General features: G+C 70.2%; 17 protein-coding genes and 1 pseudogene. 8 read left to right on the forward strand and 10 right to left on the reverse strand.

The genetic code is table 11. The annotated features are described in order from the left end of the window. Window positions 1-23: 23 nt before the first annotated feature. The 3 genes and pseudogenes from G545_RS0107535 to G545_RS0107545 form a co-directional block, all read right to left on the reverse strand. On the reverse strand, window positions 24-1,040 hold the full coding sequence (locus G545_RS0107535; protein ID WP_027069850.1) for a 3-oxoacyl-ACP synthase III: 1,017 nt from the start codon (window positions 1,038-1,040) through the stop codon (window positions 24-26). Window positions 1,041-1,204: 164 nt separating this feature from the next. Then, window positions 1,205-1,522: pseudogene (locus tag G545_RS14015) on the reverse strand (DUF4156 domain-containing protein); the annotation flags it as partial. Window positions 1,523-1,630: 108 nt separating this feature from the next. Further along, entirely contained in the window at window positions 1,631-4,495 is a 2,865-nt protein-coding gene (locus G545_RS0107545; RefSeq protein ID WP_027069851.1) for a M16 family metallopeptidase, read from the reverse strand. Window positions 4,496-4,568: 73 nt separating this feature from the next. Between G545_RS0107545 and G545_RS0107550 the strand changes: the two genes are divergently transcribed. Both G545_RS0107550 and sstT read left to right on the forward strand, forming a co-directional pair. Next, window positions 4,569-5,084, forward strand: a complete 516-nt coding sequence (locus G545_RS0107550; protein ID WP_052106653.1) for a tRNA (cytidine(34)-2'-O)-methyltransferase — start codon at window positions 4,569-4,571, stop codon at window positions 5,082-5,084. An 87-nt stretch (window positions 5,085-5,171) separates the two neighbouring features. Then, window positions 5,172-6,401: a serine/threonine transporter SstT gene (gene sstT, locus G545_RS14020; protein WP_036136715.1), complete on the forward strand. Its 1,230-nt coding sequence runs from the start codon at window positions 5,172-5,174 to the stop codon at window positions 6,399-6,401. 78 nt (window positions 6,402-6,479) lie between these two features. On the opposite strand, the gene G545_RS15960 is transcribed toward sstT, so the two are convergent. The 3 genes from G545_RS15960 to nirK form a co-directional block, all read right to left on the reverse strand. Then, window positions 6,480-6,911 carry a BON domain-containing protein gene (locus tag G545_RS15960; protein ID WP_036136713.1) on the reverse strand — a complete coding sequence of 144 codons (432 nt, stop codon included), beginning with the start codon at window positions 6,909-6,911 and terminating at the stop codon, window positions 6,480-6,482. Between the two features lie 93 nt (window positions 6,912-7,004). Continuing rightward, complete coding sequence (locus G545_RS0107565; protein ID WP_027069854.1) at window positions 7,005-8,798, reverse strand: DUF885 domain-containing protein; 1,794 nt, start codon at window positions 8,796-8,798, stop codon at window positions 7,005-7,007. A 155-nt stretch (window positions 8,799-8,953) separates the two neighbouring features. Beyond that, window positions 8,954-10,327 (reverse strand): copper-containing nitrite reductase, encoded by a 1,374-nt coding sequence (gene nirK / locus G545_RS0107570; protein WP_027069855.1) that lies wholly within the window; start codon window positions 10,325-10,327, stop codon window positions 8,954-8,956. A 251-nt stretch (window positions 10,328-10,578) separates the two neighbouring features. Here nirK and G545_RS16110 point away from each other — a divergent pair, with 251 nt between their 5' ends. The 3 genes from G545_RS16110 to G545_RS0107580 are packed head-to-tail and all read left to right on the forward strand — an operon-like array spanning window position 10,579 to window position 14,179. Continuing rightward, the gene (locus G545_RS16110) at window positions 10,579-10,935 is read left to right on the forward strand and encodes a DUF2946 family protein (protein ID WP_407059634.1); all 357 of its coding nucleotides are present in this window, start codon (window positions 10,579-10,581) and stop codon (window positions 10,933-10,935) included. Window positions 10,936-10,992: 57 nt separating this feature from the next. After that, window positions 10,993-13,089: a TonB-dependent copper receptor gene (locus G545_RS0107575; protein WP_027069856.1), complete on the forward strand. Its 2,097-nt coding sequence runs from the start codon at window positions 10,993-10,995 to the stop codon at window positions 13,087-13,089. A gap of 37 nt (window positions 13,090-13,126) precedes the next feature. Next, complete coding sequence (locus G545_RS0107580) at window positions 13,127-14,179, forward strand: LacI family DNA-binding transcriptional regulator (protein WP_027069857.1); 1,053 nt, start codon at window positions 13,127-13,129, stop codon at window positions 14,177-14,179. Window positions 14,180-14,230: 51 nt separating this feature from the next. Here the strand turns inward: G545_RS0107580 and G545_RS0107585 are convergent, their stop codons facing one another. Beyond that, on the reverse strand, window positions 14,231-15,859 hold the full coding sequence (locus G545_RS0107585; RefSeq protein ID WP_052106656.1) for an alpha-amylase family glycosyl hydrolase: 1,629 nt from the start codon (window positions 15,857-15,859) through the stop codon (window positions 14,231-14,233). Between the two features lie 98 nt (window positions 15,860-15,957). Further along, window positions 15,958-17,388: an MFS transporter gene (locus G545_RS0107590; RefSeq protein ID WP_244874621.1), complete on the reverse strand. Its 1,431-nt coding sequence runs from the start codon at window positions 17,386-17,388 to the stop codon at window positions 15,958-15,960. Window positions 17,389-17,633: 245 nt separating this feature from the next. Here G545_RS0107590 and G545_RS0107595 point away from each other — a divergent pair, with 245 nt between their 5' ends. The 3 genes from G545_RS0107595 (at window position 17,634) to G545_RS0107605 (ending at window position 22,310) form a co-directional block, all read left to right on the forward strand. Beyond that, window positions 17,634-19,265, forward strand: a complete 1,632-nt coding sequence (locus G545_RS0107595; RefSeq protein ID WP_027069860.1) for an alpha-glucosidase family protein — start codon at window positions 17,634-17,636, stop codon at window positions 19,263-19,265. Between the two features lie 9 nt (window positions 19,266-19,274). Then, window positions 19,275-22,022, forward strand: a complete 2,748-nt coding sequence (pulA, locus tag G545_RS14025; protein ID WP_052106755.1) for a pullulanase-type alpha-1,6-glucosidase — start codon at window positions 19,275-19,277, stop codon at window positions 22,020-22,022. A 90-nt stretch (window positions 22,023-22,112) separates the two neighbouring features. After that, on the forward strand, window positions 22,113-22,310 hold the full coding sequence (locus G545_RS0107605) for a heavy-metal-associated domain-containing protein (RefSeq protein ID WP_027069861.1): 198 nt from the start codon (window positions 22,113-22,115) through the stop codon (window positions 22,308-22,310). On the opposite strand, the gene G545_RS0107610 is transcribed toward G545_RS0107605, so the two are convergent. Both G545_RS0107610 and G545_RS14030 read right to left on the reverse strand, forming a co-directional pair. Then, a complete protein-coding gene (locus tag G545_RS0107610; protein WP_027069862.1) occupies window positions 22,280-22,705 on the reverse strand; it encodes a GFA family protein in 426 nt (141 codons plus the stop codon). The two genes, G545_RS0107605 and G545_RS0107610, sit on opposite strands and share 31 nt — an antisense overlap. Further along, on the reverse strand, window positions 22,705-23,664 hold the full coding sequence (locus tag G545_RS14030) for a cation diffusion facilitator family transporter (RefSeq protein ID WP_036137115.1): 960 nt from the start codon (window positions 23,662-23,664) through the stop codon (window positions 22,705-22,707). Before G545_RS14030 ends, G545_RS0107610 begins: the two co-directional genes overlap by 1 nt. Window positions 23,665-23,676 lie beyond the last annotated feature (12 nt).

Below are 23,676 nucleotides of genomic sequence, written 5' to 3' on the forward strand. Positions count from 1 at the left end.
CAGGGGGTACTACGCGGCCGTGGTTACCAGACGACCTCGGCCATCGAGCAGTTCAGGCCCGAGCCGATGCCCAGCAGGCCGATGCGATGGCCCTTCTGCAGCCGGCCCATCTCGCGCAGCTTGCTGAGCACGATCGGCACCGAGGCCGGTCCGATGTTGCCGTGCTCGCCGAAGATGGTCAGCACCTTGCGCGGGTCGATGCCCATGGCCTTGGTGAAGGCGGCGGTGTGGACCTTGCTGACCTGGTGGATGACGTACTCGTCGAGCCCATCCGCGGCCCAGCCCAGCTTCTGCCCGGCGACCTGGAAGGTCTTCTGCGCCAGCTTGATCCCCTCCACCAGCAGCATGCGGGTGTCGGTGACCATGCCGTCCAGGTTGCCGCGGCACAGCTTGTTCCATTGCGTGGCCGCGCGGCTGACGCCACCGCGGTAGCGCGGCGCGCCCGGGACGAGCTCGGCGCGGGCCATCACCATGGCCGCGGCACCGGAGCCCAGGGTGAGCGTGGCCATCTCGCTCTTGAAGTCCTCGGCGGTGGAGTCGGCGCGCATCATGCGCTCCAGCGTCTTCTCGTACGCGAGGTTGGTGGTCTCGCCGTCGACCACCAGGGCGTAGTCGATCTCGCCGCGCTCGATCATCCGGCTGGCGATGTCCATGCCGTTGATGAAGGCCAGGCAGGCGTTGGCGACGTCGAAGTTCTGGCAGTCCTCGGACAGCCCAAGGTTGCCGGACACGATCGAGGCAGTGGACGGCTCCAGGTAATCGCGGCTGACGGAGGTGTTCACCAGCAGGCCGACCTTGTCCGGATCGACGCCGGCGTCCGCCAGCGCCTTGACGCCGGCCAGTGTGGCCGCGTCGGACGCAGTGACGTCGCCGTCCCACAGGCGCCGCTCGTGCACGCCGGCGATGTCGCCGAACACGTCGGCCCGGATGCCCAGGCGATCGAGCGTGGGCTTCAGGCGGGCATTGAGCTCCACCGAGCTCAGCCGGCGCGGAGCGTCGATGTGGGCCAGGCCGGCGATGGCAACATGTTGGAAGAGCATGGGCGGGGCAACCGTACCGCAGGGATCACGCCAGATTAACGGTTCGGGCGGGGGGCTGCATTAACGCTCCCCCGGCCAGGGCCGGGCGGCGGGGCGTGTCAACCGCCGACCGGGTAGGTCGTGGCCTCGCCGCGGCGCTCCTGCACCGGCGCGGGGACGGGCGGGTTGCTACCGCAGCGATACGCCGCGAAGCGCTGCTCGCCGTCCACGGGCTGGCCCAGCGGCTGGACGGTGTCGGCCTGCAGCCCGGGGGCCTCGTTGCGCGCCAGGGTTTCCAGCTCCTCCCGCACGCGCAGCGGGTTGCGGTCGTAGAACGCGACCGAGTCCTTCACCGAAACCGCCACTTCGCCACGCTTCTCGCAGGCAGGGGGGTTGCCGGCGGCCATGACCCGCACGGCACTGGCGCCCGGCGCCATGTGCACCCAGGTGCAGCCGGCCGACAGCACGGCGGCGGCAAGAGCGGCGGATACCAGGACGGGCAGGCGCATGTCGTGTTTCCTGTTGGACTTTGGTTGGTTCGGATTCTGGACGGCGCCGCCGGACGCAGGCTGAACCGTGTCCCCACGGTCGCCTGCGCCGGCGGCACGCGGTCAGTCGGCGGAGACCGGACGGCCGTCGGCGTCGAGCACCTGCACCTCGCCCAGCTGCAGCTCGCGCACGGGCACCTCGATCTCGCCCAGGTCGCCCACGACCACCCAGGTCAGGGCGGAGGGGTCGAGGGTGCGCTGCACCACCGCGTCCAGCTGCTGCGCGGTCAGCCCTGCGATCTCGTCGCGGCGCTGGAACACGTAGTCGTCGGGACGGTCGTAGCGGACGATGCCGGCGATGGTGCTGGCGACCGAGCGCGAGGTCTCGTAGGCGCCGGGGAGGCTGCGGATCTCGGTGGCTCGCACCTTCTCGGTCTCCTCCACGGTCGGCGGCGCCACGCCGGTGGCGAACTCGCTGATCTCGCGCTGCAGCTCGCCCAGCGCATCGGCGGTACGGTCGATCTGCACCGGCGAGAACGCGATCCACGGACGCTGCCCCACCGCCCCGCTGGCGAAGCTGTAGGCGCCGTAGGCCCAGTGCTTGTCCTCACGCAGGTTCATGTTGAGGCGGGAGCTGAACTGGCCGCCCAGGATGGTGTTGGCCAGTTCGAACTCGGTGGCATCGGGCGAACGGGTCGACGGCACCAGCTGGCCGGCGAAGATGTTGGCCTGCACCGCGCCCGGCTGGTCGATCAGGAACACGCGCGGCCCCTCTGGCAGCGCGACCGGCTCCACCTCGACCGGTGCCGGGGCCTCGCCCTCGCCGCGCCAGTCGCCCAGGTGCCGCTCGAGCATCGGCACCAGCTCGTCCAGGGTGGTGTCGCCGACCACGACCAGCGTGGCGCCTTCCGGACGCACCCAGTCGCGGTGGTAGTCGACCAGGTCCTCGCGGGTCAGCGCGGCGATCGACTCCTCGGTGCCCGAGCCGCTGAACGGCATCGCGTAGGCGTGGCCCTCGCCGTACAGCAGCGGCGGCAGGACGCGCAGCGCCGCGGAGTTCGGGTTGGCCTTCTCCTGCTGGATGCCGGCGATCCAGCTCGCCCGCACCCGGTCGATCTCCGACTGCTCGAAGCGCGGCTCGCGCAGCATCTGCGAGAACAGCTCCAGCGACGGGTCGAGCTGGTCCTTCAGCGCGGAAAGCGACGCACTTCCGCCATCCAGCGAGGCGCCGGCGGACAGGCTGGCGCCCAACGACTCGGCGCGCGCGGCGAAACCCAGCGCGTCGTATTCGCCGGCGCCGTCGTCCAGCATGCCCATGGCAAAGCTGGAGGTACCCAGCTCACGCCCGCCGGCGGCGTCGGCCTTGTAGCCGCCGTCCATCAGCAGGTTGAACTGCACCACCGGCACCGTGTGGCGCTCGGCCAGGATGACCTGCAGCCCGTTCGACAGCGTGGCGCGCTGCAGATCGGGGAACACCAGCTCCGGGAAACTCTCCGGCAGCGGCACCCCGGCGCTGCGGTCGACGGTGGAGGGCACGGTCGAGTACTGCGGGTCCACCTCCGGGATCGCCAGCGGCTCCGGATCCACCGCCGGTTCCTCCGGCAGCGGGGTGCGCTCGCCGGGGACGATCACCAGGGTGTGCGAACCCTCGTCCAGCCACTTGCCGGCCAGCGCCTGCAGGTCGGCGGGCGTGGCCGTGGCGATGTTCTGCATCCGCTCGCGGAAGCAGCCCGGGTTGCCGGTGTAGATCTCGCAGCGCGCCAGCGCGTCGGCCTTGCCACCAAAGCCGCCGATGCGCTCAAGGCCGCGGATGAAGCCGCTGCGGAACACGGTCTTGGACTGCTCCAGCTCCTCGTCGGTCAGGCCGCCGGTGATCAGGCGCTGCAGCTCCTCCTCGATGATCGCCTCGACCCGCTCCGGCTCGACGCCTGCCTTGACGTTGGCCATGACGATGAAGTTCGAGCCCAGCTGCGAATCACTCTGGAAGGCGCTGATGAAGTCAACCAGCTGCTCCTCGTGCACCAGCCGGCGCTCCAGCCGGGAGGTCCTGCTGCTGCCCAGGATGTTGGCCACCAGCTGCAGCCGGTCGGAGTCGACGGTGCCGGTCTGGGCGACGTTCCAGGCGCGGTAGATGCGGGCCTGCGGGACCCGGTCCTCCATCACCTCGCGGGTGTCGGCGGGGCGCTTGGCAACGTCCACTTCCGGCTGCGCCATGTCGGGGCCGGCGGGGATGTCGCCGAAGTACTTGGTGACCTTCTCGCGGGCGGTCTCCACGTCGATGTCGCCGGCCAGCACCAGCACCGCGTTGTTGGGGCCGTACCAGGCGCGGAACCACTGGTGCACGTCCTCCAGCGAGGCCGCGTCCAGGTCGGCCATCGAGCCGATCACGCCGTGGTGGTACGGATGGCCCTCCGGATACAGCGCGGCCATCAGCTTGGTCCACGCCTGCCCGTAGGGCTGGTTCTCGCTTTGGCGCTTCTCGTTCTGGACCACCCCGCGCTGCTCGTCCAGGGTCTTCTGGTCAACCGCGCCGAGCATGTGGCCCATGCGGTCGGACTCCATCCACAGCGCGGTATCCAGCGCGGTGGTCGGCACGTTCTGGAAGTAGTTGGTGCGGTCGGTGTTGGTGGTGCCGTTCTGGTCGGTGGCGCCGACCAGCTCGAAGGGCTCGAAGTACTCGCCGCGGTGGTTCTCCGAGCCGTTGAACATCAGGTGCTCGAACAGGTGGGCGAAGCCTGTGCGGCCCTTCGGTTCGTCCTTGCTGCCGACGTGGTACCAGATGTTGACCGCCACGATCGGCGCCTTGCGGTCGGTGTGCACGACCACGCGCAGGCCGTTGGGCAGCGTGAACTCCTCGTAGGGGATGTCGACCGTGGCGGCGGGCGCGGAGGCCTGCTGCGCGGAGGCCGGATGCAGCGCCAGCGGGGTCGCCACGAGGGCGGTGGACAAGGCCAGGGCGAGCACGCCCTTGTTCAACAGCACGGTCATTGCACACTCCTTGTTGGATCGGCTTGCCCGGTCGGGCGTCCCGCGGATGCTAGCCGCGGCGGGGGGAGCCTGCATGGGTCACAAGTCGTGGCCCTACAATCCGCCGATGTTCGAAGTCATCCTGTTCCGCCCGGAGATCCCGCCCAACACCGGCAACGTGATCCGGCTGTGCGCCAATACCGGGTCGAGGCTGCACCTGGTGCGGCCACTGGGGTTCACGCTGGAGGACAGGCAGCTGCGGCGCGCGGGGCTGGACTACCACGAGTACGCGCCGGTGCGGGTGCATGACGAGCTCGACGATGCCCTCGCCGCGATCGCGGCGGAGGCGGGCGCCCCGCCGCGCCTGTTCGCGCTGAGCACGCGCGGTACGACCCGCTTCGATGCACCGGCCTACCGGCCCGGGGACGCCTTCCTGTTCGGCTGCGAGACCGCGGGCCTGCCGGGCGAGGTGCTCGAGGCAGTGCCCGACGACCAGCGCTTGTGCCTGCCGATGCGTCCCGGCAACCGCAGCCTCAACCTGTCCAACGCGGTGGCCGTGACCGTGTTCGAGGCCTGGCGGCAGCAGGGCTTCCAGGGCGCCGCAGGCTAAGGCCCCCCGGGGTCGCGCGAACACTGCCGCGCGGTCCACAATCGGGCGCTTCGTGCTCCGGCCACATCGTCCCGACGGAACCCGCCAATGCCGCTTCCCGCCTTCCTGCGCCGCCCCAGCCTGGTCACCCAGATCGTCATTGGCCTGGTCGCCGGCACGCTTCTGTCGCTCGCCTCGCCGCGCGCCGGTGCCGCGGCCGGACTGCTGGGCACGGTCTTCATCGCCGCACTGAAGGCGGTCGCGCCCGTGCTGGTGCTGGTGCTGGTGGCCGCGGCGGTCGCCGGCCACCGGCGCGGGCAGCGGACGGGCATCAAGCCGATCCTGGGGCTTTACCTGGTGGGCACCTTTTCGGCGGCGCTGGTCGCGGTTGCGGCGAGCTTCCTGTTCCCCACCACGCTGCGGCTGGTGCTGCCCGAGGGCATCGAGCTGACCCCGCCGGAGGGCATCGGACAGGTGCTCCACACGCTGCTGATGCAGGTGTTCGACAATCCCGTGAGCGCGCTGGCGAACGCCAACTACATCGGCCTGCTGGCCTGGGGCATCGCCCTTGGACTGGCGCTGCGGCACGCCGGCGAAGGCACCCGCGCGGTGCTGGAGGACCTCGCCGGCGCGGTGACCTGGGTGGTCCGGTTGGTGATCCGGTTGGCACCGCTCGGCATCTTCGGCCTGGTGGCCGCCACCCTGGCCGATACCGGCCTGGCCACGCTCCTGGACTACGCCCGGCTGCTCGCCGTGCTGCTGGGCTGCATGCTGTTCATGGCCCTGGTCGGCAACCCGCTGATCGTGTTCCTCAAGACCCGCCGCAACCCCTACCCGCTGGTGTTCACCTGCCTGCGCGAGAGCGGCATCACCGCCTTCTTCACCCGCTCCTCGGCCGCCAACATCCCGGTGAACATGGAGCTGTGCCGCCGCCTCGGGTTGCCGGAGGAGACCTACGCGGTGTCGATCCCGATCGGCGCCACCATCAACATGGCGGGCGCGGCAATCACCATCAGCGTGCTGAGCCTGGCCGCCGTGCACACGCTGGGCATCAGCGTCGACCTGCCCACCGCGCTGCTGCTGTGCCTGCTTGCCACAGTCGGTGCCACGGGGGCATCGGGCGTGCCGGGCGGCTCGCTGCTGCTCATCCCGCTGGCCACGGGGCTGTTCGGCATTTCCACGGACCTGGCCATGCAGGTGGTCGCGATCGGCTTCATCGTGGGCGTGGTGCAGGACTCCGCCGAAACGGCCCTGAACTCGTCCACCGACGCGCTGTTCACCGCGGCGGCTTCGCCGGAGCCGCCCCGGCTTCCGCCAGAACCTGCCGCGACTCCCTGACCCGGGCAGCAAAAAGGGCGTGGCACCTTGGTGCCACGCCCCGCGGGTCGTGCCGGCCCGTCTGACCGGCGTACCGGATTACTGCTCGTAATCGGCCATCGTGCCGTAGTTCAGGTCGCTCGCGTCGACCTCCACCACGCCTTCGATGCCCTCGGCGATGCGCACCGCCGCATCGACCTGCTCCTGGCTGTCGAGCTGGCCGGACAGGCCGACGACGCCGTTGTTGGTCTCGACCTCGATCTGCAGGCCCGAGGTGTCGGTGTCGGCCAGCAGGCTGGACTTGACCTTGGTGGTGATCCAGGTGTCCTCGACCGGCTGGTCGGAGTCCATCTCGTCCAGCACGTCGGTGTTGCTCACCTGGGCGTCCTGCACGGCGTCGGCGTCCTGCACCTCCTGGGTGGCCTGCGCCTGGGTGTCGACCGGATCGTTGACCGGGTCGTTGGCCATCGCGGCACCCGCGGCGAACATCAGGCCGGTGGCAAGGGCGATGGCGATCCTGGACTTGGTCATCGGTTGTTTCTCCACTGCGTTGGGGGATGGCGCCCGATCATCCGCGGCACGCGTTCAGGCCCCGTGAGTCCCCTGTTAGCAAGCGGAAACCGTTCAGCCTTCGGGGTACTCCTCCCGCAGCAGCTCGGCAATGGCCGATACCGGCGCATTGCCGTAGGACAGGAACCGGTTGTGGAAGTCCTTCAGGTTGAATGCGTCGCCCAGCTCGGCCTTGCGCTGCTCGCGCAGGTCGTAGATCTCCGCGTAGCCGGTGAAGTAGCTGGTCAGCTGCACCTGCGAGAGCTTCACGCGGCGCCACTTGTTGGCCGCCTCGGTTTCCTCCTGGAAGGCTTCGCGGCGCAGCAGGTCCATGGCCTCGTCCTCGGTCATGCCCTGCACGTGCACGGCGTAGTCCAGGATGGCGTTGGTGACCACGCGCAGGTTCCACTTGCCGTACATCAGCCACATTTCCGGCTCGTGGTTGCCCCAGCCCTCCTCGAGCATCATCCGCTCTGCATAGACGCCCCAGCCCTCGATCATCGCGCCGTTGCCGAGCAGGCTCTTTACCAGGCTGGGACTCTTGTTGGCGTGCAGCAGCTGGGTGTAGTGGCCCGGGATTGCCTCGTGGATGTTCAGTACCTGCAGCACCCAGTGGTTGTACTCGCGCAGGAAGCTCTCGGCCTGCTCGTCGCTGTAGGCGTCCAGCGGGCTGACGTTGTAGTAGGTGTCGGCGGTGGGGTTGAACGGGCCCGGCGGGCTGATCGAGGCGCCGGCGCCGCCCCCACGCATGTACTCCGGGGTCTCGCGGACCACCAGCGGGCGGGTCGGGTCCTGGTCGAGCAGGTCGTGCTCGCGCACGAACTCGCCCAGCAGCGGGATCTGGCGCTTGATCTCGTCGACGAACTCCCCGCGCTCCACGTGCCGGGCCGACAGGTGGTCGATCATCATGCCGATCCGCTCCAGGCGGTCGTCCGGCATCGCGGTGGACGGGAAGTACTTCGGCCACAGCTCGCGCGTGATCCCGTCCATGCGCTCGTGCAGCCGCTCCTTCTCCTCGACGGCGCGCTGGTAGAGCTCGTTGGCGTTGTAGTGCGACTGGATGTCATGGGCGAACTTCTGCTCGTACAGCGCCTCGCCGATGCGGAACGAGCGCGGCTCCGCCACGGTCGCGAGGCGCTGCTGCTCGCCCTCCAGCCAGCCGATCCAGCCTTCGATCGCGCCGCGGGCGGCGTCGATGCGCTCGTTGAACAGCGCTTGCTCGCCCCCGTCGAGCCCCGAGCCCGCGATGCGCTCGCGCAGTCCGTCGTCGAACACGCCCAGCGCGCCACGGCTCTGCAGGATCGCCAGCTCCACGTGCTCGGGCGTTGGGTCGTCGATGTTGGCGCGCGCGGCCGCGTAGTACTCCGGCACGGCGGCGATGCGCTCCATGACCGTGCGAAGGCGCACGTCCTCGTCCGCATACGGCGTGTTGAGCAGCAGGGCGACGGTGCCGGCGACGTTGTAGTTGGACGGGTCCCAGGCCCAGTCGCGGAACTCGCGCTGGTACCAGATCGAGGACTCGAACTGGTTCACCAGCAGCATGTGGTCGATGCGCTGCGAGGCGGGCAGCCGGTCCGGATCGAACGCGGACAGCTCGGCCAATGCCGCCTGCGCAAAGGCCAGGTCGTCGGCGCGGCGCGCCGCGTCGGGAATGGTCATTTGCGCGGCGTTGTCGTAGCGACCGGCGAAGATCGACCACTCCGGGCTGCGGTCCAGCGCGCGCATCAGCAGCGACTCCGCCACCCGGGCGAAGTCGGCGTCCGGCGCCGCGGCGACGGCGGCGGCGTTGGCATCCGGAGGCGAGGACTGGCATCCGGCAAAGAGGCCGAGGGCGGCCACCAGGGCCACGGAAAGGGTGCGCTTGCGCATCGGAAGGCTCCAGGCAGGGGCGGCGGGGCCGCGACCGGCCGATGGTAGCCGGGTCCCGCCAGCCAGCGTCGTGCCGTTGGTCAGGCCGCCACCGCGCGCACAAAAAGAAACCGGGCCGCGGATGCGGCCCGGTTCCCCGTACTGCCTGTTGCGGACTAGTGGCCCGAGTTGGGGTCGATGCCCTCTTCGCTGTGGAAGATCGCCGGGTCGGCCTCCCCCTCGACGTCAAGGAAGCCGGTCAGGCCCTTCTCGGCGCGGCTGAGCGAGTGGTCCACCAGGATGTAGCGGCCCGGGTAGTCCACCTTGAACTCCACCATCGTCGCCCCGCCCGAAGGCACCAGCGTGGTCTGCACGTCCGTCAGCGGCGGGCTGGTCAGCGAGGCCTGGTCGTAGACCTTGTCGAAGATCTCGCCGATCAGGTGCAGGCTGGAGACCAGGTTCGGGCCGCCCACGCCGAAGTACATGCGCACCGTCTCGCCCACGTTGGCCTTCATGACGTGGTCCTTGGTCAGGGCCGTCATCGAGCCGTTGAACATGATGTGCTCGGGCTGCTCGGCCAGCAGCTTCTCCAGCGAGAACTCCTGCAGGCCGCGCGAGCCGTGCTTCTGCACGGTGTAGAGCTCGCCCTGCATCACGTAGTACTCGCGGTCCACCTCGGACAGGCCGCCTTCCGGCTCCACCAGGATCATCCCGTACATGCCGTTGGAGATGTGGTGGGCGATCATCGGGGTCGCGCAGTGGTACACGTACAGGCCCGGCTGCAGCGCCTTGAAGCTGAAGCTCTTGGTCTCGCCGGGGGCGACCTGGGTGACCGCCGCGCCGCCACCGGGGCCGGTGACCGCGTGGAAGTCCACCGAGTGGATGTTGACGCTGCTCTCGTCGTTCTTGAGGTTGATGGTGACGTCGTCGCCCTGGCGCACCCGCAGCATCGGGCCGGGCACGGTGTTGTTGAAGGTCCAGTAGCGATAGGTGCTGCCGTCCGACAGTTTGCCCTCGACCTCGGTGGTCAGCAGGTCGAAGGTGACGTGCTGCGGTGCCCGGTCGCCGACCGGCTCGCCCACCTCGGCGGGATCCTTGCCGACGTTGAGGGCGGTGGATTCGGTCTCCTCGACGTCGCCGACGATCAGCATGCCCGACATGCCGGCGGCCTTGTGGCCGGGGATGGTGCACCAGTACTCGAACTGGCCGCCCTTGGTGGCGCGGAACACGATCGTGGTCGCGGCGCCGTCGCCGATCAGCTGGTCCGACTGCGCGCCGAACTCCGGCACGGCGATGTCGTGCATCGCACCGTCGCCGTTGACCAGGGTGATGGCGACCACCGCCCCCTCCTCGACCTTGAGGTCCGGGTTGATCTCACCCTTGATGGCGCCTGCGTCGCCCACGAACACCATGCGGCCTTCGTGGATCGCGGTCTTGAGGGTGAAGGTCACGTCCGCGACCGGGGTGACCGAAGCCGAACCCTGGGCGATGGCGTGGGGGGTGAACCCTGCGGCTGCCGCGAGGGCGAACAGCAGAACCAGGTTTTTCATCGTCTCTTCCTTCGCTTGAACCGAGCCGGTCGACTCGTTGGGGTGAATGGTGGCGGCTGGCCCAGGGGCCCTCCATGACCTGCGTCAAGAATCGCCGTACGCTCACGTACGGGACAGTTTGGTGACGCAGTCGCGGGGGGGTGCCCGCGAAGGGGCGACACCATACGCGTGCGTCTTGACCCGTGTCATGTCGCGCCGCGCAAGGTCTCCGCAGACTTGCACCCATGAGGCACCTGCCGCTCCATCGCTGGATGCTCCGCCTGGCACTCGCCGCCGTCGCGCTGCTGGTGGTGATGCCGTCCGCGGGCCGCCTCGCGGGCACCGGCCCAATGGCATCTGCGGGGCACGCCATGCACGCCGGCGGCGGGCATGGCACGCATGGCGGCCCTGGCGCGCCGACGGCACCGGCCCCGCTACAACCGGCCGCTACCACGCACTACGACTGTGCCTACTGCCCGCTGCTGGCCTCGATGCTGCCGTCGGCGCCTGCCTGCGGCGTACTCCCCACCGGTCCTTGCCACGCCCGCGTGCGGGTTCATGCAGCCGAGCCACGGCTGCCTTGGCGGCATCCGTGGGGCCTGGGATCCCGCGGCCCGCCCATGGCCTGAGTACGGCATCCACGCGCGCGCACCGCCGCGCACGCCCGTATTCCAAGGAGCAACCACATGCATGTTTCGCGCAATGCGGCGAAGGGTTCGTCGCGCCTGTCCCTGGCCATCGCCCAAGCCCTCGTGCTGGCGTTCGCCTCCCCCGTCGCCCTGGCCGATGCCTCCGCCGACGCACCGTCCAGCGAGCCGGTCAACCTCGATGCGATCCTCGTCACCGCGCTGGCGCCGGTGTCGCCCCTGCAGTTCGAGGCCAGTCCCAAGCTCCCGCGCCAACCGGTTCCGGCCAGCGACGGCGCCGACTACCTCAAGACCATTCCCGGCTTCTCCGCCGTCCGCAACGGCGGCACCAACGGCGACCCGGTGTTGCGCGGCATGTTCGGCTCGCGCCTGAACCTGATGACCAATGACGGCGCGATGCCCGGCGCCTGCCCGTCGCGCATGGACAACCCGATGTCCTACGTCTCGCCGGAAACCTACGACAACCTCGTCGTCATCAAGGGGCCGCAGACCGTGCTCTGGGGGCCGGGCGCCTCGGCCGGCACGGTGCGCTTCGAACGCAACCGCGGGCATTACGAGGCACCCACGGTCGAATTCGCCGGCAGCCTGCTCGGCGGCTCCTTCGGCCGCAACGACCAGGTCATCGACGCCACGTACGGCGACCGCCTGGGCTACCTGCGCTTCAGCGGGAACCGTTCCGAATCGGATGACTACGAGGACGGCGACGGCAACGAGGTCGGCTCGGCCTGGGAGAAGTGGAACACCGACGTCGCCGCGGGCTGGACGCCCGACGAGGACACCCTGCTGGAGGCCTCGGCGGGCTTTGGCGACGGCGAGTCGCGCTACGCCACCCGCGGCATGGACGGCAGCCGCTTCAAGCGCGAGAACTTCGGCCTGCGCTTCGAGAAGCACAACCTGGGCGAGTACCTGCACCACGTCGAGGCGACCGCGTACCACAACCTCGCCGACCACGTGATGGACAACTACAGCCTGCGCGACCCCAACCCGGACGGCCCCATGCCGATGCCGATGGCCTCCAACGTCGAACGCCGGACCGCCGGTGGCCGCGTGGCCGCCGAGTGGAGCGCGGCGCAGTGGGAGCTGACCGCGGGCATGGACTACCAGGACAGCCGGCACCGGCGCCGCAGCGCGATGGGACGGGGCGCCTTCCGCGCGGCGCCCTGGTCGACGGACGCGCGCTTCGAGAACCTGGGCGTGTTCGCCGAGGGCACCTGGTTCCATGGCGACTACACGCGGCTGGTGGCCGGCGCGCGCCTCGATCGCGCCAGTGCAACGGATGAGCGCCAGGTGCTCTCCGGCGGGGGCCACGGCGGCGGGCACGCCATGCCCAACCCGACTGCCGGGCTAGAGCGCGAGGAAACCCTCACCGCCGCCTTCGTCCGCTACGAGCGCGACGCCGCCGACGCCCCGCTGACCTGGTACGCCGGCCTCGGCCACACCGAGCGCATGCCCGACTATTGGGAGCTGTTCTCGCCCGACATGGGCCCGATGGGCGCACCCAACGCCTTCGCCGGCGTCGACACCGAGAAGACCACCCAGCTCGACGTCGGCCTGCAGTACGGCGGCGAGAAGTTCGACGCCTGGGTGTCGGCCTACGCCGGACGGATCGACGACTACATCCAGTTCCATTACATGGACTCGGGGATGAGCGCGGCCGGCAATGTCGATGCCGACATCCGCGGCGCCGAGCTGGGCGTCGAGTACCGGCCGGACGAGCAGTGGAAGCTCGGCGGCAGCCTCGCCTACGCACGCGGCGAGATCCGCGACGCGAATCGCCCGATGCCGCAGATGACCCCGCTGGAGGCGCGCCTGACCGCGGCCTGGGACAACGGCACCTGGTCGGCCGGCGTGCTGCTGCGCGCGGTCGACGGACAGGACCGGGTCGCCCCCGGCTACGGGAACGTGGTTGGCCAGGACCTCGGGGCCAGCCCGGGCTTCGCCACCCTGGCGCTCAACGGCGGCTACCGCTTCAGCGACAAGGTGCAGCTGACCGCGGGCGTGGACAACGTCTTCGACCGGACCTACAGCGAGCACCTCAACCTGGCCGGCAACGCCGACTTCGGCTACCCCGCCGACCCGGTGCGGATCAACGAGCCCGGACGGACCGCCTGGGTGAAGCTCAACTACCGCTGGTAAGCGCTTGTGCGCCCGCCCCCGTTGCTAGACTCGGCCCATGGACAGGGGAAGCGACGGGGGCAAGCGCGGGCGGGTGACGTCGATTGACATCGCCCACCTCGCCGGCGTGTCCCAAGCCACCGTTTCGCGGGTGCTGCGCGGGGAGCCGCGGGTCAGCCAGGCTACCCGCGACAAGGTCATGGCCGCGGTCCAGGAGCTGCGTTACACGGTCGACAGCCGGGCCTCCAACCTGCGCCTGCAGCGCACCGGCACGCTGGCGCTGCTGCTGTTCGAGGACCCGACCGACGACGACTCGCACATCAACCCGTTCTTCCTGTCGATGCTCGGCTCGATCACCCGGGCCTGCGCGCGGGCCGGACAGGACCTGCTGGTCTCGTTCCAGCAGCTGTCCGACGACTGGCACGCCGACTACGCCGACAGCCGCAAGGCGGACGGGCTGATCCTGCTGGGCTACGGGGACTATCTCGCCTATCGCTGCAAGCTGGAGAAGCTGGTCGCGCAGGGGACCCGATTCGTGCGCTGGGGGGCGGTGCTGCCGGACCAGCCCGGGCTGTCGATCGGCTGCGACAACTTCCAGGGCGGGCGGCTGGTCGGCGGGCACCTGGTGCGGCTCGGGCGGCGCCGGGTCGCGTTCCTGGGCGATGCCTCGCAGCGCTTCCCCGAATTCCACGACCGGCACCGTGGTTGCGCCGCCGCGCTGACCGAGGCCGGCCTTTCACTGGATCCGCAGTTGCAGGTCGATGCGCACAGTTCCGAGGAGTCCGGGCACGCCGCGGCGGTCGAACTGATCCGGCGCGGCCGGCGCTTCGACGCCCTGTTCGCCGCCAGCGACCTGATCGCGGTGGGCGCCCTGCGGGCGCTCGCCGAACACGGCCTGCGTGTGCCGCAGGACGTCGCGGTGGCCGGCTTCGACGACATCCCCGCCGCGCGCTTCAGCCACCCGCCGCTGACCACCGTCGCCCAGGACACCGCCAGCGCCGGCGCCATGCTGGTGGACACGGTCATGCACCAGGTGCGTGGCGAGCCGGCCGGGAGCGTGATGCTGCCGGCGACGCTGCGGGTGCGGCAGTCGAGCGATCCGTCCGCCTGAGCCGGGGCGGCGGCAACCACGCGCGCCCGCGCCGGGCCGCGCCGGGGCCGCTTACTCGAAGCGCCGCGCTCCTTCCATCAGCGGTTGCAGCGCCGCCGCCAGTGCCGGGTCCAGCACCGGTGCGTCCAGGACGAACACCTCCACCCCATGCGCGGGAACGGTGGCCTGCAGCCTCCCGCCTTCGACCACCTCGATGGTGTTCCCGGCGAGGGCCGCGCGCCACGACCCGGGCTGCAGATAACGTTCCACCTCGAACCGCGCCGGCACGTCGCCCTTGTTGAGCAGCACCAGCGCGATCTGTTCGACGTTTCCGTCCTGCAGCACCCGGTAGAACGCGGCGCGATCGCCCTGCAGCTCCAGGTTGAGCTGCAGGCCCCGCTGCAAGGCCGGGGTGGCGGCGCGCAGCCGGGCGACCGGCACCAGCGCCTGGTGGATCGGGTGCGCCGGGGCGGCGTCGATGCGCGCCTGGCCGAAGTAGTTGCGGTTGCCGGCGTGCTCGCCGTGTCCACGCTCGAAGCCGACCTCCGAGCCGTAGTAGACGACCGGTATCCCGCGCGCGGTGAACAGCCAGTTGTGGGCGTCGATGAAGCCCTCGTCGCTGGCGTCCATGCGCGGCATGTCGTGGTTGTCGTAGAAGGTCATCAGCTCGTACGGGTTGGCGTACGGGCCGTCGACCAGGTGCAGCGCGTCCGCCAGGTGCTCGAAGCCGAGCTGCTGGCGGCCGAACACCGCGTCCATCCGCTCCTTGAGCGGGAAGTCCAGCACGCTGACCCCGCCGTTCTCCGGCCAGGTGTGCGGCGCGATCTTGCCGGCGTCGTAGTCGAAGGACTCGCCGAACATGAAGAAGCCCGGGTGCTGTCCGCGGATGCGGTCGGTGAACTGCTTCCAGAACGCGTGCGGCACGTGGCGGATGGTGTCGATGCGGAACGCGCCGGCGCCCTGCCCGATCCACTTCGAGTACGCGCGCACGAAGTAGTCCAGCACCGCCGGGTTGGTGTCGTCCAGGTTCGACAGCTGGGCGAGGTCACGCTCGGCGTGGAAGAACGCGTGCAGCGGATTGCCTTCCGGGTCCAGGTCCTCCGGCGCGAGGTTCTGGTGGTCCGCCACGAGGCGGCCGTCCTCGTCGTACAGCTCGCCGAACTTCGGCTGGTCGGCCGGCATCGTGAACGAGGGCGAGCCGTGGTTGGCGACGATGTCGAGCACGGTGACCAGGCCATGCTCCGCCAGGCCGGCGGTCAGCCCCGCGAAGTCCAGGCCATCGCTGGGCAGGTGCTCGTCGAGCTCGAAGAAGTTCACCCCCCAGTAGCCGTGGTAGCCGGTCTTGCCGCGGTCGGTGAAGCTGCCTTCCCACGCCACCGGGTCGCCACCGGTGAAGGCCTCGTCCGGGTTGTCGACGATCGGCGTCAGCCATACCGCGCCAAAGCCCATGCCGGCGATGTAGCCGGCGTTGTCGAGCAGGCCGCGGAAGTCGCCGCCCAGGTAGCCCACGTTGGCGCTGCGGCCCTCGGGCGCCCCGGGTACCGGCAGGTCGAAGGTCGGGTGGTCGCCGCCCTGGCCGCGATGGTCGTTGGACGGATCGCCGTTGACGAAACGGTCGGTCAGGACGAAATAGACGGCGCTCGCCGCGAAGGGCTCGCGGGTGCCGTAGTACTCCGCATCCCCGGCCGCCGACGGGCCCATCGCCGTGACGGCGCGATCCACCGGCGCGACACCATGGGCGCACGCCGCCAGCAGCCCCGCCACCGTCAATCCCGCGAACGCGGAAGCCCGCCTCCCCGTCATGCCTGCGCCCCCGGCTCGCGCACCCGCAGCGTGCAAAGCCCGGCCACCACCAGGCTCACGCCGCCCACCGCCAGTGCGTTGATTGGCTCGCCACCCAGGAAGGTCGCCAGCAGGAAGCCCAGCAAGCTGGCCGCGACCAGCTGCGGGATGACGATGAAGAAATTGAAGATGCCCATGTACACGCCCATCTTGGCCGCCGGCAGGCTGTCGGACAGCAGCGCGTAGGGCAGCGACAGGATCGAGGCCCACGCAAAGCCCACCCCAACCATCGACAGCAGCAGCCAGCGCGGGTCGTCGATGACCAGGAACGACAGCAATCCCACCCCGCCCAGGATGCAGTTGAGCAGGTGGCTGGTGCGCAGCCCGAACCGGCGCACCATGGCCGGGATCACCATCGCCGCCAGCGCGGCAAAGCCGTTGTAGGCGGCGAACAGCACGCCCACCCAGTTCGCGCCCTCGTTGTACGCCGCCGAGGTCGGGTCGTCGCTGCCGTAGTGCACGCCGGTGACCGCGGCGGTGGTGTAGATCCACAGCGCGAACAGCGCGAACCAGCTGAAGAACTGCACCACCGCCAGCTGCCGCATCGCCCGTGGCATGTGGTGCAGGTCGCCGAGGATGCTGCCCAGCGGGTTGTCCGGGTGCAGCCGGCGCAGGGCGAACTGGGCCAGTCCATACGCCACCAGCAGGCCCGCCAGGATGTAGAGCTGCGGATCCAGCCCGGCGGCCGCGACCGCCAGCGCCAGCACCATGCCGGCCAACAGCCAGGCCGCGCCGTGCCGCGCCAGCCGGGCCAGGTCCAGCGGCGGGCGACGGACCACCGGCGCCTCGTCCCAGGCCTGCAGCTGCGCAGGCGGGTATTCGCGGGTGCGCAGCACGGTCCAGCCCACCGACAGCAGCAGCACCGCGCCACCGAAGTAGAAGGCGTAGCGCACCGTGGCCGGCACCTCGCCGGGGCCGGCGGTGTTGTCCACGCCGCCGGCCGCCAGCAGGAACGGCAGCGCGCTGGCGACCACCGAGCCGACGCCGATGAAGAAGCTCTGCATCGCGTAGCCGCCCGGGCGCTGGCGAACCGGCAGCTGGTCCCCGACGAAGGCCCGGAACGGTTCCATCGCGATGTTGATCGACGCGTCGAGCACCCACAGCGTGCCGGCCGCGATCCACAACGCCGGCGAGTTGGGCATCACGAACAGCGCCAGCGTGGCCAGCACCGCGCCGACCAGGAAGTACGGCCGGCGCCGGCCCAGCCCGGTCCAGGTGCGGTCGGACAGGTAGCCGACGATCGGCTGCACGATCAGCCCGGTCAGGGGGGCGGCGATCCACAGCAGCGGGATCTGGTCCATCTCCGCGCCGAGGGTCTGGAAGATCCGGCTGACGTTCGCGTTCTGCAGTGCGAAGCCGAACTGGATGCCCAGGAACCCGAAGCACATGTTCCAGATCTGCCAGAACGACAGTTCCGGCTTGCCGGTGCGGTTTCGCTCCACGTGGGTTCCCCTCGCCGGTGGCGGTTTCCGGCCCATGGTAGCCAGCGGGCCGGGCGCGCCGGCGGCTTGCAAACGTATTCATCGGCGGCTGCCGCCCGCCGGCAACACCCGCCTGCATGGCCATGGAATAGTGGCCCCCGCCGCGACCGGCCCCGGTGCGCGGCGGACTTCGGCAACGCACGCGGGGAACCATGGGCAACGAGCGCAGCACGGACATCGACTGGTGGCGTGGCGCGGTGATCTACCAGATCTACCCGCGCAGCTACCGGGACACCAATGGCGACGGGATCGGCGACCTGCCGGGCATCCTCGAGCGCCTGGACCACGTCGCCAGCCTGGGCGTGGAGGCGATCTGGGTTTCGCCGTTCTTTACCTCGCCGATGGCCGACTACGGCTACGACATCGCCGACTTCCGCGGCGTCGACCCGATGTTCGGCACCCTCGCCGACTTCGACCGGTTGCTGGAGAAGGCGCACGGCCTGGGCATCAAGGTGATGATCGACCAGGTCCTGAGCCACAGCTCGGACCGCCACCCGTGGTTCACCGAGAGCCGCTCCAGCCGCGACAACGCGCGCGCCGACTGGTACGTGTGGGCCGACCCGAAGCCCGACGGCACCCCGCCCAACAACTGGATGTCGCTGTTCGGCGGCGTCGCCTGGACCTGGGAGCCGCGGCGCGAGCAGTACTACCTGCACAACTTCCTGTCCGCGCAGCCGCAGCTGAACTTCCACAACCCGGACGTGCGCGCGGCGATGCTCGACAACCTGCGCTTCTGGCTGGACCGGGGCGTGGACGGGATGCGCCTGGACTCGATCAACTTCTGCTTCCACGACGCCCAGCTGCGCGACAACCCGCCCAAGCCGGCGCACCTGCGCGTGGGCCGCGGCTTCAGCGCCGACAACCCGTACGCCTACCAGTACCACCACTACAACAACACCCGGCCCGAGAACGTCGCGCTGATGGAAGAGTTGCGCGCGCTCTTCGACCGCTACCCGGGCGCGACCACGCTGGGCGAGATCTCCACCGAGGACTCGCTGGCGACCATGGCCGAGTACGTGACCGCCAGGCGCCTGCACATGGGCTACAGCTTCGAGCTGCTGGTCGAGGACCACAGCGCCGCCTACATCCGCAGGACGGTGGAGGACCTGGAAGCAAAGATGACCGATGGCTGGCCGTGCTGGGCGATCTCCAACCACGACGTGCAGCGCGCGGTGACCCGCTGGGGCGGACCGGACCCCAGCGACGACCTCGCCCGCCAGCTGGTGGCCCTGGTGTGCTCGCTGCGCGGCTCGGTGTGCCTGTACCAGGGCGAGGAGCTCGGCCTGCCGGAGGCGGAGGTGCCCTACGAAAAGCTGCGCGACCCGTACGGCATCACCTTCTGGCCGAACTTCAAGGGCCGCGACGGCTGCCGCACGCCGATGCCGTGGACCGACGGCCCCGATGCGGGCTTCGGCAGCGAGGACCCGTGGCTGCCGGTGCCGGAGGCGCACCGCCAGCGCAACGTCGCCGCCCAGGACGCCGACCCGGCTTCAGTGCTCAACAGCACCCGGCGCTTCCTGCGCTGGCGCAAGCAGTGGCCCGCGCTGGTGACCGGGGACATCGCCTTCCTCGACGCGCCGGAGCCCGTGCTCGCCTTCACCCGCAGCGCCGCGGACGATCGCCTGCTGGTCGTGTTCAACCTGTCCGGCGGCCCGGTGCAGTGGACGCTGCCAGAGGGCATGGCCCCGAGGGCCGTCGAGGACCATGGGCTGCCGACCGCAACGCCGGAAGCCGGCACCCTGGAACTTCCGCCGCACGGGGTGTTCTTCGCCCGTATCGATTGAGGAACCGCCATGGCCCGGTGCACGCTGCCGATCCTCGCCCTGCTGGTCCTCGGCAGCCTTGCGCCCGCCGACGCCGCGACGCCCGACACCGGGGCATGCGACGCGACCGCCTTCGCCACCACGCTGCACGCGGCGCCGGATTCGCCGACGCTGGCAGAGGCGTACTGGCTGGACCGGCGCCTGCTGCAATGGCCGGGCCAGGCCGCGGCGCGGCCGGGCGAGCGCTTCCGCCTGCACCACTCGCAGCCCGGCACGATCACGGTGCCCGAGGGCCCCGGGGTCGAAGGCGCTGACGGCGCGATCGACCTGCAGGCATTCGGTGGCCAGCTGCCCCCTGCGGTGGCGGAGCGCTTCCGCTTCATTGACGAAGGCGTCGTACTTGCCCTGCCCGGCGTGGAGGTTGTCCGGCTGCCGGCCCTGCTGCGCGGACAACTGGTCCTCACCCGCGAGGATGCGGACGGCCGGGTCCTGGCGGCCACCACGCTGCAACACCCGGGTGCGCTGGACGACCTGTACGCCGCCGCCTTTCGCCTCGACGACCTGGGTGCCACGCCGACGGAAGACTCCACGCGATTCCGTCTATGGGCGCCGACGGCGCGGGAGGTCTTCGTCTGCCTGCATGACGCCGGCGACACCCCCGCCACGGATCGCATCCCCCTGCAGCGCGACGACACCACCGGCGCCTGGTCCACCGAAGTACCTGGTGACCTCTCCGGCAACTACTACACGTACCTGGTCGACGTGTTCGTGCCCGGCACCGGCCTGGTCCGCAACCGCGTCACCGACCCGTACTCGGTCAGCCTGTCCACCGACTCGGCCCGCAGCTACGTCGCCGACCTCGACGACCCGGAGCTGAAGCCCAAGGGGTGGGACGGCGCCCCGCGCCCCGCGCCGCTCGCCTCCCAGACCGACATGGTCATCTACGAGCTGCACGTGCGCGACTTCTCGCGCGACGACGCGACCGTGGGCCTGGCAAACCGCGGCAAGTACCTGGCCTTCACCGAAGCCGACAGCGACGGCATGCGCCACCTGCGGGCGCTGGCGGAGGCGGGCCTGACCGACGTCCACCTGCTGCCGGTGTTCGACCTCGCCACCGTGCCGGAAGAAGACTGCCTCCAACCGGCGATTCCCGACGCCGCACCCGATAGTCCCGCACAGCAGGCAGCGGTCATGGCGGTCGCCGACCGCGACTGCTTCAACTGGGGCTACGACCCGTTCCACTTCAACGCACCGGAGGGCAGCTTCGCGAGCGACGCCGCCGAGGGCGCGGTGCGCATCCGCGAGCTGCGCGCGATGGTGCAGGCGCTGCACGCCGCCGGCCTGCGGGTGGGCATGGACGTGGTCTACAACCACACCACGGCGTCCGGCCAGGACCCGCGCTCGGTGCTCGACCGCATCGTGCCGGGCTACTACCACCGGCTCGATGGCCGCGGCGCGGTCACCACCTCGACCTGCTGCGACAACACCGCCACCGAGCATTTGATGATGGGCAAGCTCATGCTCGATTCGGCCGGGCTGTGGGCGCGCCACTACCGCATCGACTCGTTCCGCTTCGACCTGATGGGGCACCAGCCGCGCGCGGTGATGGAACAGCTGCAGCAACGCGTCAACGAGGCCGCGGGCCGGCACGTCAACCTGATCGGCGAAGGCTGGAACTTCGGCGAGGTCGCCAATGGCGCACGCTTCGTGCAGGCATCGCAGGATTCACTGCAACACTCGGGCATCGCCACCTTCAGCGACCGCGCCCGCGACGCGATCCGCGGCGGCAGCGCGGGTGACTCCGGCGAGGCGCTCCACACCCAGGGCTACGTCAACGGCCTGCACTACGATCCGAACGGCCATCACGACGCGACCCGCGAGGAACTGCTGCACGCTGCCGACCTGGTCCGCGCCGGCCTCGCCGGCACCCTCGCCGACTACCGCATGACCGACTACACCGGCGCCGATATCCCGCTGTCGGCGCTCGACTACAAGGGCATGCCGGCGGGCTACGCCGCCGAGCCGGGCGAGGTGGTCAACTACGTGGAGAACCACGACAACCAGACCTTGTTCGACGTCAGCGCGCTGCGCCTGCCGCCCGATACCAGCCCGATGGACCGCGCCCGCGTGCAGGTGCTCGCCCTGGCCCTCAACGCCTTCAGCCAGGGCGTGGCCTACTTCCACGCGGGCGGCGAGCTGATGCGCTCGAAGTCACTGGACCGCAACAGCTACGACTCCGGCGACTGGTTCAACCGCATCGACTGGACCGGCAGCGGCAACCACTTCGGCATCGGGCTGCCACCGGCGACCGACAACGAAGCGAGCTGGCCGCAGATGGCGCCGCTGCTGGGCGACCCGGGCATCAAGCCTGGACCAGAGGAGATCGCCTTCGTGCGCGAGTCGTACCTGGACCTGCTGCGGATCCGCGCCAGCACGACGCTGTTCCGGATGCGGACCGCGGAGGACGTGAAACAGCGGCTGCGGCTCCATAACACCGGGCCGGACCAGAACCCGCTGGTGATCGTGGGCGAGCTTGATGGGCGCGGGTATCCAGGCGCGACGTTCAAGTCCGTGCTGTACCTGGTGAATGTTTCGCCGGAGGCGCAGGAGGTCCGCGTCGAAACCCCTCCTGGCCGCTCCTGGCGATTGCATCCGGCGCTGCGCGGCAAGGACCGGCCGGCGCCGTACCACGACGGCGGGCGCTTCCGTGTCCCGGGCCGGACCGCAGTGGTCTACGTGGCCGACCAGCATCCCGCCGGGTTGGACGGCCCGTCCTGAATACCGGGTTAGCACCCGCCTGCGGAGAGTTGACCTTCCCATGGGGGCAGGGCCGATCCTGTCGGCAGCGATGAGGACAGGAGAGCAGCAATGCGACTGAAAGTGGAAGGCATGACCTGCGGCCACTGCGAGCGCGCGGTACAGAAGGCGATCGAAGCAGTGGGCGGTACGGCGGAGGTGGACCTCGAGCAGGGCGTCGTGGTGGTGACGGGCACCGAGGATGCCGTGGCGGTGCACCGGGCGATCGAGGAAGCCGGCTATTCCGTGTCGATGGTGGTCCGCGACTGAGGGCGGTCGCTCGGGTGGTGAACGCCGTCACTGACCGGCACGTCCGCGATCGCGAAGGGGTTGATCCCTTCCAGGCAGCCCACGTTGTAGCCGAACTCTTCCGGGTTGGAGCGGCGCTGGTGGTGCGTGTAGATGCCGCAGTTGCCGCAGAAGTAATGGCGCGCCACGTGCGTGCCGAACTGGTACAGCCTCAGCTGGTCGGCACCGCGGACCACGCGCAGGCCCGGGAGCGGCACGGAGGCGACGACCGCACCCTTGCGCCGGCAGAGGGAGCAGTCGCAGCGTTCCGGACGGACAATGCCGTCGGGCAGCTGCAGTTCCAGCTCGACCGCGCCGCAGTGGCAGGTCGCCCGGTGCACGGGTCCTACCGGAACTCCGTCGACTTGCTTGAGCATTACGGTTCTCCTCGCTGACCGGCCGCGCCCCAGCGCCCGGGCGGATCTACCTGCACCGTGACGTGGTCGATCGAATATCGCTCGTGCAGCCAGTCGGCGACCAGTGGCGGAAGTGACAGGGGGTCCACTCCCTCGGCCGGGCTGACGTGGACGGTGGCCACGCTGGATTCGTCGGTGAGGGTCCAGGCGTGGAAGTGCCCTGCATCGGCCACCTGCGGCAGGCCCGCGAGCCCGCGCATGGCTTCGTCGACGTCCAGCCCCTGCGGCACCGCCTGGATCAGCACGCGGATCGAATCCGACACCAGCCGCCAGGCCGAGCGCACCACCAGCAGCGCCACCAGCACCGACAGGATCGGGTCGAGCACGCTCCACCCGGTGAGCAGGATGCCGACCGCCGCGGCGATCGCACCCACCGAGCCCAGCAGGTCGCCCATGACATGCAGGAAGGCACCGCGCAGGTTGCCGTCTGCGCGGTCGCCGGACCACAGGATCCAGGCCGCGGCGAGGTTCACCAGCGTGCCGACCGCCGCCACGCCCAGCATGGGCAGCGCCATCACCGCGGTGGGCTCCTGCAGGCGCTGGATCGCTTCCCAGGCGATCCAGGCCACGAGCAGCAACAACGCGGCGCCGTTCGCCAGCGCCGCCAGTACCCGCACCCGGTGGAAACCGTAGGTGCGGATGCGGTCGGCCGGGCGCCTCGCCACCCGGTACGCCACCAGCGCCAGCAGCAGCGCCGCGGCATCGGACAGCATGTGCCCGGAGTCGGCGATCAGCGCCAGCGAGCCCGACCACCAGCCGCCCGCCGCCTGGACCAGCGCGTAGCCGAAGGTGAGCAGCAGCACGAAGCGGATGCGGCGCTCGCTCTCGCGCGTCACCGCCGGCCCGTGGTGGTGGCCCTGCGCGTGGCGGTGCGAATGGCCGCCGGGGGTGCCGTGGGGGTGGATGCTGCCTGGGGTCATGCCGGTCTGCCC

This window comes from Lysobacter defluvii IMMIB APB-9 = DSM 18482 (genome assembly GCF_000423325.1).
GTDB classification, from domain to species: Bacteria; Pseudomonadota; Gammaproteobacteria; order Xanthomonadales; family Xanthomonadaceae; genus Novilysobacter; species Novilysobacter defluvii.